Raw genomic sequence first — 15,361 nt, 5'->3', positions numbered from 1 at the left:
ATCAATTACATCATTTAGAATTTAAAATGAGCACCTAAAGTGACACTTCTCATAATTGGGAAATTGGTAACGCCAGTGTTTGGTCGTTCAGGATCAAGGTTTTTGTTTTTGATGGATGTAAACTCAAACAAGTTGTTCCCTCTAAGCGTGAATGTTGACTCAATCCCTGCCATTTTCTTCACGATTTTCTTCGGCATTGTATAGCTTAACTCAACACTTTTGATTCTGAAGAAATTGCCTTTCTCCAACCAGAAGTCAGAATTTTGGAAGTTGTTTGTCGATTGACCTGTCGTTAACGCTGGATAAGTCGCCTCGTTTGCTGTAGCTTCTGTCCATGCCCCTCTAGCAATTTCAGAGTAGTTCATCAACCCATCAAATTGATAATACATACTAGAATTGTTTAAGTAATGACCTGCCAAACCTGTACCGTGAACAAATAAGTTGAAGTTTTTATAACCGATGTTTAACTGAATACCGAAAGTCATTGTTGGATCTGTCGTTCCTAAGAATTCCTTATCGTCTTCATCAATTACTCCGTCGTTATTTAGATCTCTATATTTTATATCTCCCGGACGCAAAGGACCAAATGTTTGGTGAGTAGAAGATTCCACATCCTGAGCATTTTGGAAGAAACCTAAGTTTCTATATCCGTAAATATTACCAATAGGCATCCCTTTTTGACTCAAGTAGTTTTCATCGTATTTAAATTCCAATACATCGTCCCATTTTGTTTGCTGGTACATAAAATTACCCGATACTCCAAGGTGCCAATGTCCTAATTGCTTCATGTAAGAAACCATCACTTCCAATCCGTTACTTAAAGTAGAATTGTAGTTCATCATCATTTGGTTGCCCCCCATATAATCTGGGTAGAAATCGTTCATGTATACCGGCATATCTTTACGAGCATTTCTAAATACATTGGCTTCCATGTAGATGTTTCTGAACAATGCCAACTCAGTACCTAAGTTTAACTCAACCGACTTTTCGTACTCCAAATCTTCGTTTCCGTAGGCTTGAGGTACCCAAACAGGATATCTGTTATTGTTTGTTGGACCGAAACGAGCATCACCACTCTCTCCGTAACGAAGTATTTCGCTATAGTAATTCAAAGAGTTGTTGTGTGCCAATACACCTGCAGAACCTTTTAATTTTAAGTAAGTCAACACATCATTATTTTTTAAAAAGTTCTCTTTGGAAACGATCCATCCAAGACCGCCTGCGTACGTCCACATCGATTGATTGTGGTTCTGCAGTGTATTTGAGGCTACGATCACCGAAGATCCTTCTACAACATACTTGTTATTCAACATGTAGTTGGCTGTTAAACCAGAGTGCAAGTGTTTGTGTACTTGGAAACTCTGACTATCCGAAGTAGATTGTACATAACCTACACCCGTTACCAATAGCTGATGAATTTCGTTGAATGTTCTATCGTAGTTTATCGAACCGTAAAAAGCGTTGCTGTAATAATCACTAGATGCTTTTCTCACTTGGTCGTCTGATTTTAAACCAGAGTTTACCAATTGGTACTTGTAATCATCACCTTGAGGCATTACTACTGCGTAGCTATTATAACCTTCATTCTTACCATATCTAAACATAGAGTTGTAGTCCATAGAAGCGTATACATCTGCAGACAAACCCTTTACATAATCGTCGAAATCGAACTCAAATCCCATACGAGTTTGAATGTTCTTATCGTTCTGAATATCGTAACCTCCATAATTTAATTCACCATAAATGTTTTTTGGATGATTTAAACTACCCCCTAAAATGGTGTTTTCACGGTTTGTACCTTCTTGGATGAAGATAGGATATTCGTTCGCTCTAGTAGCGGATAAATCTGTATAAAAATCAGCCGTTGATATGGCTGGCTTATTTCTAAATTCCGCTCTACCTGCCACGTCAGTTTTTAATGTAGCCCACTTCGATAATTCGATGTCTACATTGGCTCTCATATTAAAACGCTCATAAGTAGTTTGGTAACCTAATGCTTCCAAACCGCCATCACCTGTATACCCTAAGTGTGCAAAGAACTTTGTCTTTTGTGTACCACCTTGGAAGTTCAAGTAACCTTTTTGATACGTTGCCGATTCCTTCAAAGCAAAAGATCTATAATCGTTATTTGGATGAAGCAACGGATCTGAACCATTTCTATAAGCACTGATTTGTTGATCACTATAGTAAGTCGGTAAACCATCGTTTAATCGTGCCTGATTATAATATTGTGCATATTCGTCGGCCCCTAAAAATTCTGGAGTACTTGTTGGTGTTTTCATACCAAACTCAAAACCACCAGAAATATGTAAACCTGTTGATGCGTTACCTCTTTTTGTCGTAATTAAAACCACACCATTTGCCGCTCTTGAACCATACAAAATCTTAGCCGTTGCATCTCTTAATACAACTACCTGATCAATTTCTTCGGGGTTCAAATCTTGCCAAGGTCTATCGATTCCATCCACTAAAAATAGAGGAGAATTGGAATCGTTTCTATCTTTACCTCTAACATATATAGATGCTCCACCTCCGCCAGGAGTGTTCGCATTTGTTATTACCTGCAAACCTAAGATTCTACCTTGCAAGGTATTCGATAAGTTCATTTCGTTAGCAGTTGATAAATCATCTCCATGAATGCCATTTGCCACTCCAACAAACCTATCTTTTGATACCTTTCTAAAAGTATTATCAATTTCGCCGGTTACACCTGAATTGATTGTTTTCTTAAATCGTTCAGTAGCATTCGACGTTTCCCTAACAGGAATTTCGATCTCGTCCTGTGCATTCACATTCCCCACCATGAAGGTAAATAAGGAAGCCAATGCTATAGTATATATTTTTTTATTGTACTTCATAATTTATTACCATCCTGGATTTTGAGTGAAATTTTCATTTTTACTTACTTCCTCCAATGGGATAGGATACCAATAGTTTCTCTCTGCGAAGTTCCTTGCATTAGGAATCTCAGGATACTCGTAGGTAGCATCATCTCCGTTTTTGGTAATGACTACTTTACGCACTGTTCTGTAATCTTGAACAGCCGTTTTCCATCTTCTAGAATCGAACCAACGGTGTCCTTCGAAACAAAGTTCTACCGCTCTCTCGTTTCTAATTCTATCTCTAAAAGCTTCTTTGCTTGATGTATATTTTGCATTTACATCTGGCATTCCCACTCTATTTCTAATGATGTTGATGGCTTGCACTGCTGAAATACCTGTTTCGGGAGCAGCTGCAGTAGGACCATAGACCTCATTGGCTGCTTCTGCAAAATCCAAGTACACTTGTGCATATCTGATATAAACCCATGGCATGAAATGCATACCGTATCTGTTTTCCCAACGGTTACTTCCTTCAGGCCAGTATTTCTTTACGAAATAGCCGGTCAACGATCTTTGGTTGATTGGTAATTTATCTTCTCTACCACCAGTATATGTTTCGATATACAATTGTGTATCTCCATTCATTCCCCAAGGGGCACCATCATAAAGTATATTGTTGTAGAAACGTGGGTCTCTATTCTCGTAAGGCTTACTTGGATCATAACCAGAATCTGGATCTGAAATCGGCAAACCACTAATCATTTCATAACGATCCACAGTATTTTGCGTAGGACCTGTTGTGGCATTACCTCCACCATAGGATTGTGGAATAAAGTGGTTTTTCAAGTCTTGTGCACTACGAACACCTGTGTGTCTCCAGAAAATGTATTCTGAATTGGCAGGTTCGAATTCACTGTAAAAAATGTCTCTGTAATTATCTCCATTCAATAATGCAATTCCATATTCTCCAGCATTTCTAAACAAATCACCTTGTGTTTTCATGGCTGCTTTCAACAACTCATGATTGTAAGTGGCACTATTGCCAGAATGCTGTTGCATTAAAGGAGAGGCCATGTACAATTGAATCATTTCCTTCAATCCCAAAGCACTTCCTTTTGTCACACGACCCAATTGATTCAATTCCCATCTTGTTGGTAATAGTTCAAAAGCCATATCCAAATCGTTCAAGCAATCTTCTGCACTTTCTACAAAGTTTCTTCTAGGAAGATTAAAATCGGTATCAGGAGTAAAAGATGCACTCATTTCCGGCATACCACCCCAACGAATTAGGATTTGGAAATAGTGCCATGCTCTCATAAAGTAAGCTTGTCCTAATAACTCATCGATCTGTTGTTGAGTAGCATCCTCCAACATTTCGATTCTTTCGATACTAATGTTTGCCGCACGAATAGCTTGGAAACCGTTCGCAATTACAGGGGAACGAGAACCAATACCATGACTACTCATTTCCCAACCGATCTCATGTTGTTGTGCATTTCCTGGCTTCGAATAGAAACCACCTGCATTCATATCGTTCTGAACGGTCCAGTTCGAATTGTTTTCTGTTTCATCACTAAAACTACCCGAATCAAAACGACGTCTCCAATCGAAGTAATCGTCCAAGTAAGCGTATAACTGATCGTTAAATGCTCTGTATGATTCGTAGTTTGTAAATACTTCAGATTCTGTTACTCCTTGATCTGGTGAACGATCTAAAAACCTTTCACATGAAAAAAGACCAAGTCCTAATAGTAATATGATTAATTTTTTCATTTTCATTTCTTATAATCCAAATCGTAAACCAAGGTTAAATCTTCTTACAAGTGGATAGGCAGCATTTGAATTTGCTGGATCTAGTCTACTATCAAAACTTGTAAATGTAAACAGGTTGTTCCCCGAAGCATACACATAAATGTTTCTGTAGAAGTCCGATTTCTTGCCTTTGATGTTGTAACCCATCTCCAAGTTTTTCAATCTCCAATACGAAGCATTTTGCCATCTATATTCTGTAGAATTGTTGTTGTGCTGCATGTTTTGGAAGTGTAATGTTGGATTGGCATTCGCATCTCTTGTGTATGGATTCCAAGTGTTTGTGTGTACTTCGTCCAATACATAGAATCCTTTTGCAAATCCCCACATCATATCGTCAGAAATGTTGGCATAGTTACCGTTCACACCATAGAATAAGGCAGACACTGTAAAGCCTTTATAATTTAATGATAGGTTCAGACCATACGTTTTCGTTGGAACATCCAATCCTTTTAAGGCCGTTTGATCGTTAATATCTACACTACCATCACCATTGAAATCAATGTATTTGATATCGCCAGGAATAGGGTTACCACCTAAATTAGTATTTGGAGAGTTGTAGATATCGTCCCAATCTTTATATAAACCATCAGTTACATATCCTTTTTTCCATCCGATAGGCTTTCCAGCATCTTTCTGAGAATCTGGTAATAAGTGTGGATCATCTCTGTTGATGATTCTACTTTCGTTCACCGAGAAGTTAGGTGCAATACCAATTTGTAAATGCTCTCCGATATTAAAGTCATAACTTAATGTTACTTCAAAACCTCTTGATTTTACCTCACCAATGTTGGCATATGGATTCTCTGGGAAACCTGACCATGCTGGAATATTTCTTCTTTCCATCAAGATATCGTAGCGGTACTCGTCGAAAAGATCCAAAGTGAATCTCCAGTTTTTGAATACTGTAGCTTCGAAACCTAAGTTTTGTTTCACTGCTTTTTCCCAAGTCGCACTTTCGTTAGGTATTCTTCCTTCAAAGTAGTGCGGTGCCCAGTTGGTAGGGTCCTGACCTAATCGCCAGTTAATATTGCCATCTTGGTAATACTGTCCAAAATATAAGTGACGCGTATTGTTATTGATGTGTGATCTACCTACTGTACCATATGAATATCTTACTTTAGCACTATTCAGCCAATCGGCATTTCTAAAGATGTTTTCCTCAGATATCACCCAACCCAATGCAAACGATGGAAAAACACCAAATCTTTGTCCTGGAGCAAAGTTATCCGAGCCGTTTACACCAACATTTACTTCAGCAAGATATTTCATTTTGTAATCGTAAGTAACTCTACCTGCCCAGTTTTCTTCATAGAATGGGAAAGAAACTTCTGGTGAATTTATTCTTCTTGAGAAGAGTAATAAACCTGTTACCGAGTGGTCACCAAATGTTCTATTATATCTTGTAGAGAATTCGTATAGCATTGTTTTTCTGAACCATCCATAATCCCAGTTATTTATTGTTACCGGCTGTTCTACGAAGTTTGCGTCTGGGTAACGTACTCTATTTTCTGATTCTGGAGTAGGATAATGGAACATTACACGGTCTTTGCTAATTGTTTTATTAAACTGCGTGTAAGTATCAAATGCTACTTTGGCTCTGAAAGTTAGTCCTTTAGTAATGAAGTCTAGTTTCTGATCCAATTGTAAGTTGGTAAACAATTCAGATCTTCTTGTTTGTCCACTTCCTGATTCATTTAAAATGGACATCGGGTTATCACCACCATTAGGATCAATACCACCATACGATCCATCTTCGAATCTTACAGGGTATAAGTAAGACGGCGTTCTGTAGATCTTTTTAAAGAATTCTTCTTTTTGATAATTACTTGTTCTTACCTCTGCCGGACTTGAATATCTTTTCTGATTACCAGAGATACCAAAATCGACACTTGTTGTTTTCGTAACGTTGAATTTTAAATTGGTTCTGAAGTTCAAACGGTCATTAGAGAAACTTGGATCGTAATCTTGTTGAGGATTCGACTTCAAAATATCTGTCTCTTTCAAATAACCCACTGATGTGAAATACTTAATTTTTTTCGTTCCACCTGAGATGTTAAAGTTAGTTTTTGATTGATAGCCAGTACCTACTACCTCATCCCACCAATCTACTTCTGGATACTTTTCCATGTCTCTATTCGGATTCTCCCAGTTTCTGATATAGCTTTCTGGAATCATTTGGTCCCATAAACCATCATTGGCTAATGCTTGATTGGCTAATCTGAAAGTGGAAGGCATATCCAAACGAGAAGAAGTATTCATAGGTGTTTTCATACCTACTTCTTGTGAGATATTAATTCTTGTTTTTTCCTCCGAACCTTGTTTTGATGTCACCAAGATAACGCCGTTGGCACCTTTTACACCAAATACAGCTGTAGCAGAGGCATCTTTCAGCACTGAGATCGACTCTACTTCGTTGGGGTCAATATCATTAAAACTTCTTTCTACTCCATCTACCAATACCAATGGAGAGTTATCGTTCCAAGAAGAACGACCTCTAATTAAGATTTGTGCTTCGTTTTGACCCGGCTCTCCACTCGATTCAATAACAGTCATACCTGCTACTCTACCTGTTAAAGCACTGGTCATGTTAGTTGCACCACCCGATTCTAAAAGTTCTTTTGTTGGAGTAGTTTCTATGGCACCTACAATACTTTGTTTCTTTTGTACACCATAACCTACTACCACTACCTCGTCTAATAATTCTTCATCAAGGTTCATTTTTACATCCAAGACCGTTTGTATACCAACAACCTCTTCGTGATTTAAATAACCTATGAATGAGTAAACCAAAACATCTTTTGGTTGAACAGAAAGTTTGTAAGATCCATCAAAACTTGTAATTGTTCCTTTAGTAGTTCCTTTAATAAGGATAGACACACCTGGCAATGGCTCTCCCATTTCATCGGTGACTACTCCAGAAACGATCATGTTGTCTTGAAGGTCTGTTGAAGGACTTTCATAAGCATTAGCATTTGCTAAAGTTGATAAACTAAACAATAGCGAAAATGTCAGATAAAAAATACTTAATTTACCAATGCTATGAGTTACCCTAAAATGAGTAAACTTCTTTTGCATAATTAAAAAAATATTAAAGTGTTCTTATTGAGAATAGAACCTATTCTATTTCATTTCATTACAAAACAACATCTTTAAAGGGAGTTAGAGCCCCTAATTTTTCATTAAAAAAGGGGGAAAAACTAATAAAAATCTGCGTTTAGACGTATTTATGGACAGTTTTAAAAAAATTAGTAGTCTTTATTTACTTATTTAAAAAATATCAAAAAAAGGATATTCTTGTAACGTAAATTTACAAAAATATCCTTTAATAATCGTCTCTCTTAATCTCAAAAATCTCAGTGGAGATGTTAATTAGAATGTTTCTTTTTATGATCTCCTCTTTTATAGACCGGTCGATAGTTTTCCGGTGTTTTTTTCATGGCTAAAGGAGCATTGGTTTTCTTCATCCATTTCTTTAAATCCTTTAGCATTTCATCTCTTTTTTTAATCTCTACCAACGATAGATCTTTCGATTCTGAAGGGTCTTCCTTAAGGTTATAAAGTTCTACCATATGGTTGGAATCCATATTTTTCTCACCACCATCAAGGACATATTCCTCATGGAAGAATAATAATTTCCAGTCACCATTGATTGCCACAGTGGTCGGTCGGTTTCTGAAATATTGATCTCTCGCCCCTCTTGCATTTTTACCATCTAGGTAAATAGGATAGTGATAATAAATCGTAGATCGCGATAAACTTTCCTTTTTCTGAGTCAGAAGAGGCACAAAACTTTCTCCATCCAACACTTTATCTTTCGCTTTTTTTATCCCTGCCAACTCTAAGAAAGTAGGGTAAAAATCAATATTGATAATTGGTGCTGTTGAAGTTGCTGGAGAAATGCCTAAAGGCCACCTAACGACTAAAGGAACACGAATACCACCTTCATACAACATTCCTTTTGCTCCTCTTAGTGGAGTTTGCTTTACACGACCAATCGCTCCGTTATCAGAAGTGAAAATGACAATGGTGTTATCATCAATTCCCAAATCCTTTAACTTCTTCATAATAATCCCCATACTTTCGTCTGTATGTTTTACCATGGCAGCGTATTGAGCATTTTTATGAATTTCGCCTTTTGGTTTCCCTTCAAAATAATCGATCATCGGCTGACGAGCTTCCCACTTTGTATGTACGGTGTGATGCGACAAGAATAAGAAGAAAGGTTGATCTTTTTGATCTTCCAAAAACTGACAAGCCTTTTCGGTTAAACTGTAGATATCCTTTGGATCGTCAGTTTCTTTAAAATTGATCTCACTTGCATCCGTTTCTCCATCCACATCAAATCCTTGTTCTGATGCAGTACCTTGAATATGCCATTTACCAAAAATACCCGTTTTATAACCTCCGTCTCTCAGAGCTTCAGCTAAAGTATAATTCTCTAAAGGCAATCCCTGATCAGGTACAGGTTCCAAACGCATTTGCTCTTCAGGCCCTCTTTTCGAATTCCAAACCGCCACTTTACCATGTCTTGGAGAATATTGACCGGACATTAAACTTGCTCTTGAGGGAGCACAATTTGGTCCAGCTGAATAAGCATTATGAAAGACAAATCCTTCTGATGCCATTTGATCCAAGTTAGGGGTTTCGTGATAATCTGATCCCATAAAAGCAGGATCCTTCCAGCCCATATCGTCTACAAAAAATAGAACGATATTAGGCTTTTTATCTTGAGAATAACTATTTGATATCATCAATAAAGAGATACAAATAGTCATTAAGCTTTTTAATTTCATGCAATTACATGTTTTCTCCATGGAATGGGAAAGTTGCAGAAGTAGTTCTAGCAGTATTGAAGATCTCCTGTGCTTTCTTCACTAATTCAGGTTTCTGCTTTGCTAAGTTTTTACTTTCTGAAGGATCGTTAGAAAGATCGTAAATTTCGATTTTCTTTCCTTTCTTCAAGTTATATTGCACCGCTTTCCAGTTTCCCATTCTTACTGCTCTTCTTCCACCTTTTTCATGGAATTCCCAATACAAGTAATCGTGTTTCACTTGATTATCTTTTTCACCGACTAAAGTAGGTAAGAAAGAAATACCATCGATATCATTTTTGTTAGGTAGCTCAACATCTAAAATATCAGCTACTGTCGGTAAAACATCCCAGAATGCTGATGGGTGATCAGATACTTGATTTTTGGCAATAGTGTTAGGCCAAGAAACAATCATTGGTACACGGATACCACCTTCGTATAAATCACGTTTCACGCCTTTAAAAGGACCAAACGATTGGAAGTAATAAGGATCGGCTCCACCTTCTTTATGTGGACCGTTATCAGAACTGAAAATCACAATCGTATTATCATCCAAACCATGTTCTTTTAGTTTCGCCATTACATCACCCACAGAATTATCTAAGTAGTGCATCATGGTAGCAAATGCTGCTCTTGGATATTCCTGATCGCCATAAGCTCCTTTGTAGAAACGATCTTCGTGAGATAAATTAGGATCGTGATTGGCCTTATTTACATACGGTTTTCCTTGAGGATATTTCTCTTTATACATTTGGAAAAGAGAATCTTGAGGGACTACCATTTCTGCATGCGGAATTGTGTAAGGCAAGTATAAGAAGAACGGCTTATCTTTATTTTGATCTATGAACGACAACGCTTGCTCGTGAATCATATCATGAGTATACGTCATGTGACCATCTGTATTTTTTGGAAGAGGCACTTTAGTACCATTGTGTCTTAAATACAATGGGTAATAAGTATGTGCCAATCGTTGACAGTTATACCCATAAAACTCATCAAAACCTTGAGCATTTGGAGCACCTTCGGATTGAGGGTAACCTAATCCCCATTTACCAAACATACCTGTTACATAACCTTCTTTCTTCAACATTTTAGGTAAGCTGTAAGTATCAGCAGGAATGGGTACCTGACCTTCCGGCAATACTTCTTTATTACCACGAATAGGTGTATGCCCTGTATGCATACCTGTTAAAAGCGTTGATCTCGAAGGAGCACAAACACTGCTACCTGCATAGTGATCTGTAAAACGAATACCACTTTCTGCAAGGGCATCAATATTTGGAGTGGTAAACTTCTCCTGACCATAACAACTAAAATCACCCCATCCTGCATCGTCTGCTAGTATGTAAATAATATTAGGCTGTTTGATGTTTTTGTTTGCTGTTTTTTTGTGTGGAGTCGCACATGAACTAATCCCATAAAGTGCTAATATATATAAGGCTACTTTTATAAGACGATGTTGTAATACATTCATTTGATACTAATCATTTATTCTTTAATCGATAACCAAATTTAAAGGAGTCGTTTCTATTACTTAGGGGTGATATTCATCAAAAACGACCTAAATTTTAATTATTGAGGAGGGTACTAATTAGTAATCTCCTCTTGTTCAGTAATTTTACTCATTTGTTTGATGTACTCTGAGGCCGACATTCCATAGTGGTCTTTAAAGCATTTTCTAAAATACTTCACATCGTTGAAACCAATCTCATAGGCAATCTCAAAGATCTTTAAGTTAGACGATAACAGTAATTCTCCTGCCTTACGCATACGCACATCTTTAATAAACTCTACCAAAGATTTACCCGTTACATCTTTCATTTTCTTGTATAAAGCCGATTGAGACATGGCCATTTCATCTACTAAAAGCTGTACATTCAGGTTAGGATCAGATAGATTCTTCTCTACGATTTCGATGGTTTTTTCTAAGAAATCGTCCTCCATCTCTTTGGAATATTTGCTCAATGGTTTTTGCAATTGCATCACTCCTTGATACATCTGCATCACATGTTCCTTATTCTTCAAGACGTTAATGACTTTCTGCTTAAGAATACTAGGTTTGAAAGGCTTGGTAATGTAATCGTCTGCTCCAGTTTCCAAACCTTCCAATTGATGTATCAACGATGTTTTAGCGGTCAATAAATAGATTGGAACATGCCACAATTGTTCGTTGGTCTTTATATGATGACACAATTCTGTGCCATTCATCTCCGGCATCATCACATCGCTAACGACCAAAGAAATGTTCTTATCTGTATGTAAAATATCCAACGCTTCTTTACCATTTTCCGCTTTCTTGATCTTACATGTATCTTTCAAAAGATTGGCCAAGTACTGAAGAATCTCTTCGTTATCCTCTACAAGAAGTACCGTCTGATTTTCGAAAGTTACCCCATCTACTTCTTCAATATCCACATCATTCTGCACATAATAACTTTGCGGCATCACTTCTTTACTCTCTACATCTTTTAAAGGTAAATCGATGATGAAACTTGTTCCTTTTCCTTTTTCACTTTCTACATGAATATCACCTTCATGGGCTTCAATCACACTCTTGGCAATTGACAGCCCCAACCCAGTGCCTTTGATGTTGATAGAGTTGGCATTTTTTGTCTGATAAAAGCGATCGAAAATCTTATCCAAAGCATTTTCGTCAATACCCAGTCCGTTATCAATTACTTTTAAGATTAACTTTTTATTGGCTTCGTCGACTAAAACATTTAGGGTAATTGTCCCTTTGGTTTCTGTAAACTTGAAGGCATTGGAAAGTAAGTTATAAATAACAGACTCTATCTTTTCTGCATCATAATGTACTTTTATTGGGTTTTCCGGTACCTGCAGTTTGAAATCAATTCCTTTATCCTTGGCTTTCAGTTTAAACGAATTGAAGATGTTTTCTATAAAGTGGATGAACTCGAAAGTAGTGTTATTCAACTCCAATGTTTTATCAAACTTTCTGAAATCCATTAACTCGTTGACCAAACGCAATAGCTTATTGGTTTGCTGGTAACTCAACGATATTTTTTCCCTTACATCAGGCGATATTGATTTGTTTTGCACCACCTCATCCAAAGGACCTTGCATTAAAGTTAATGGTGTTCTAAGATCGTGGCCTACATTGGTAAAGAACTCTAATTTCTGTTCAATCAACTCCTCATCTTTCTCTCTTTGATTCTGAGCAAATACCAATTGTGTTTTTAATTTATGCTGTTGAATGTAATTATAGTTTATCAAAAGAATAACGAGTACTACTATACAAACAAAAGAAGCTATCGAGTACCATCTCTGCCACCAAGGTTTTTCGATTTTAAACGAAATTGTTTTTATATCGGACCAGGGGCCATTATGCAATTTACCTCTTACCTTAAAGGTATATCGGCCGCTTGAAAGATTGGAGTAGTAAGCCGAGTTGTTTGCATTAGAAGTCATCGTTTCAATCCAATCCTCGTCGTACCCTTCCAATAAATATTGATATTCTATCTTATTGACTTCGCTAGGACTGTTGCCGATAAATGATATGGAGATGTCTTTTTCATTAGGGTAAAGCAAATAGCTTTTCTTTTCTCTTAACTGACTATCCAAAAGAACTCTTCCGTTATATTCCTCATCAAAAACTAACTTTTGATGATTGATCTCCAAACCACTGATGTCCAATCGAATTTTTTGTGTTTCTTTTTTCCAGTTATTGATATCAATTAGTGTCAAGCCATCCACTCCTCCAAAGAACATTACACCATGATTGTCTTTAAAATCGGTATTTACTTTAAAGCCATTTTCAGCATGAATACCATCAGATTTACCATATCTAGTAAATGTTTTACTTTCTTTATCGAAACTTGTAATTGTAGTTCCTGCTATCCAAATATTGCCATTTGTATTATCTACTAATAGACCTTCGATATCATCTTCAAACAACCCGTTCGAGTGATTGTAACGTTGGAAAATACCTCGTTCTTCATCAATTAAACAGTTAAGTCCTCCACCAATAGTCCCTGCCCAAATTTGGTTATCCTTATCTCTTACGATAGAAAAAACAAAATTACTACTTAAGGTATTTTCATCACCAATAGAGTGCATGTATTGTTTTGAACTAACTAACTCATCTTTCTGAAGCTGTAATTTTATTAAGCCTTTATTTCTTGTTCCAACCCATAATAAATCTTTATCTGCCTCATAAAACATAGAGTTAATGATAGATAGTGAAATGTTTTTTACACGATCTATATGCTTTACTTTTTTTGTATGAATATTATAGCAGTAAATACCACCGTCGTTGGTTGCTATCCAGATATTATCATATTTATCTGTAGTTACTTTTCGAATATGAAAACGTTTGGGGTGTTCTAATTCTTTTGGAAACTTTATTTGATGAAAACTAATATTTTCTACTTTATCAAAAGGTTGGTTTGAAATGTATAAACCATACCCCGCTGTTCCTAGAATTACATATTTAGATTCTGATACTGTTATGGTGTTGACTGAACATTGTAAATCACTCTTTAACTTGGCATGTTTTACATCCTTTTTAAAATCCTTAGTCACAAAATGAACTCCATTACTAGATCCTAAAATGTAATAATCATCAATTTCTGACATACTTTTTGAGTAGGTGAAATCGAAATTATTATAGTTGGTGATATCAATATGTTTAAAATTCGATTCCTTTAAATCTACATAACGTACCCCAATAGAGTTACAACCTATCCACACTGTATTTGATTTATCTTCGAATAAACTAACCACATTGGAACTTAGATTATTATCCTCTAAATAATAAAATTGAAGGTTCTCTTCTTTATTCATGGTCAAAATCCCTTCTGTTGTACCTATCCAAATTGAATTATCGGATGCTTTAAGTAGGCTGTTTATTCTTCTAACAGGGAATTGAGGTTGAATCTTTTTGATTGTTTGCTTATACAATGACACTTTGAATAATCCATTATATGCACCAATAAGATAGTTTCCTCCATTTAATTTTAAGATGGATCTTACTCCTTTTAGTTTACTTTCCGATCCCTTAAACTTTTTGAAGTTGGCATTATTTCTCTTCTTAAAAAATAAGCCGTTACGTTTACCAATCCAGATTGTACCTTGATCGTCGGAATGAATAGATCGAACAAAATTTTCTGTTTGAGAAGGTAAATTGAAAGGAATCTCTTGTATGTTCTTAATATTACCGTCTTTCTTTATTGGTAGTTTATAAACTTTACTGTTCGTAGCTACAGCATACAAGCAATTGCCCTCCTTGTTCATTGTCATAAATTTTAAAGACAAATTTTGGATATCAAAAAGCTCACTTCCGTCTTTATTATTGACTAACTGATGATACTGTACTTTATGTGTTAGTGGATGAAAGGAAGATATTCCTGATTCTTCAGATAATAACCATAAGTAGCCAAATTTATCTTTTTTCATTTCCACCAAACGGTTTGATTTTAACCCCTTGGATTTATCAAAAACTTCAATTTTTTCGCCATCAAAATAGTTTAGACCTTTTAAGGTGGCGATCCAAATATATCCATAATCGTCTTGACAGATTGCTCGAACATCAGAATGTGATAACCCTTTTTCCACGGTGATTTTTTGTAAATCCAATGGAACAGAAGCGTAGATGTTTAGTGACAATAAACAGACAATGTAAAAAAGTATAATTCTTATCATTTCAATTTAAGCTGCTAGTTAAGGTGATGATCAAAAAGTTATTTAGTTCTAATATGTGGACATTCAATCGTTAATATGATCATCAAAAAATAGAGTCATTTTCTCTACCGATAAAATTACAACTAATCGATAAATATCCTATACAAACATAGTGTTTGATACTATTAATAAAGGTGAAAAATTCATATTCAATAGGCTAAAAATTGATATTTACGCCTCCTATAAGAGTATTTAGGCCATTTTTGAAGATTTAGG

6 protein-coding genes are annotated in these 15,361 nt (G+C 36.1%); all 6 read right to left on the bottom strand.

Annotation, left to right across the window (positions count from 1 at the left end):
• Positions 1-14 precede the first annotated feature (14 nt).
• The 6 genes from MY04_RS20490 to MY04_RS20465 all read right to left on the bottom strand — a co-directional run bounded on the left by MY04_RS20490 (position 15) and on the right by MY04_RS20465 (position 15,106).
• Positions 15-2,858 carry a SusC/RagA family TonB-linked outer membrane protein gene (locus MY04_RS20490; protein ID WP_066213609.1) on the bottom strand — a complete coding sequence of 948 codons (2,844 nt, stop codon included), beginning with the start codon at positions 2,856-2,858 and terminating at the stop codon, positions 15-17.
• Positions 2,859-2,864: 6 nt separating this feature from the next.
• Positions 2,865-4,595 (bottom strand): RagB/SusD family nutrient uptake outer membrane protein, encoded by a 1,731-nt coding sequence (locus tag MY04_RS20485; RefSeq protein WP_158297810.1) that lies wholly within the window; start codon positions 4,593-4,595, stop codon positions 2,865-2,867.
• A gap of 9 nt (positions 4,596-4,604) precedes the next feature.
• Positions 4,605-7,709 carry a SusC/RagA family TonB-linked outer membrane protein gene (locus tag MY04_RS20480; RefSeq protein WP_084006031.1) on the bottom strand — a complete coding sequence of 1,035 codons (3,105 nt, stop codon included), beginning with the start codon at positions 7,707-7,709 and terminating at the stop codon, positions 4,605-4,607.
• Positions 7,710-7,999: 290 nt separating this feature from the next.
• Positions 8,000-9,427: a sulfatase gene (locus MY04_RS20475; RefSeq protein ID WP_158297809.1), complete on the bottom strand. Its 1,428-nt coding sequence runs from the start codon at positions 9,425-9,427 to the stop codon at positions 8,000-8,002.
• 4 nt (positions 9,428-9,431) lie between these two features.
• The gene (locus MY04_RS20470; RefSeq protein ID WP_066213599.1) at positions 9,432-10,919 is read right to left on the bottom strand and encodes an arylsulfatase; all 1,488 of its coding nucleotides are present in this window, start codon (positions 10,917-10,919) and stop codon (positions 9,432-9,434) included.
• 113 nt (positions 10,920-11,032) lie between these two features.
• Positions 11,033-15,106: a hybrid sensor histidine kinase/response regulator transcription factor gene (locus MY04_RS20465; protein ID WP_084006030.1), complete on the bottom strand. Its 4,074-nt coding sequence runs from the start codon at positions 15,104-15,106 to the stop codon at positions 11,033-11,035.
• Positions 15,107-15,361: the final 255 nt, after the last annotated feature.

Source organism: Flammeovirga sp. MY04 (assembly GCF_001682195.2).
Classification (GTDB): Bacteria; Bacteroidota; Bacteroidia; order Cytophagales; family Flammeovirgaceae; genus Flammeovirga; species Flammeovirga yaeyamensis.
The sequence above is the reverse complement of the archived record's forward strand: the minus strand, read 5'-3'. Positions and strand labels throughout refer to the sequence as shown.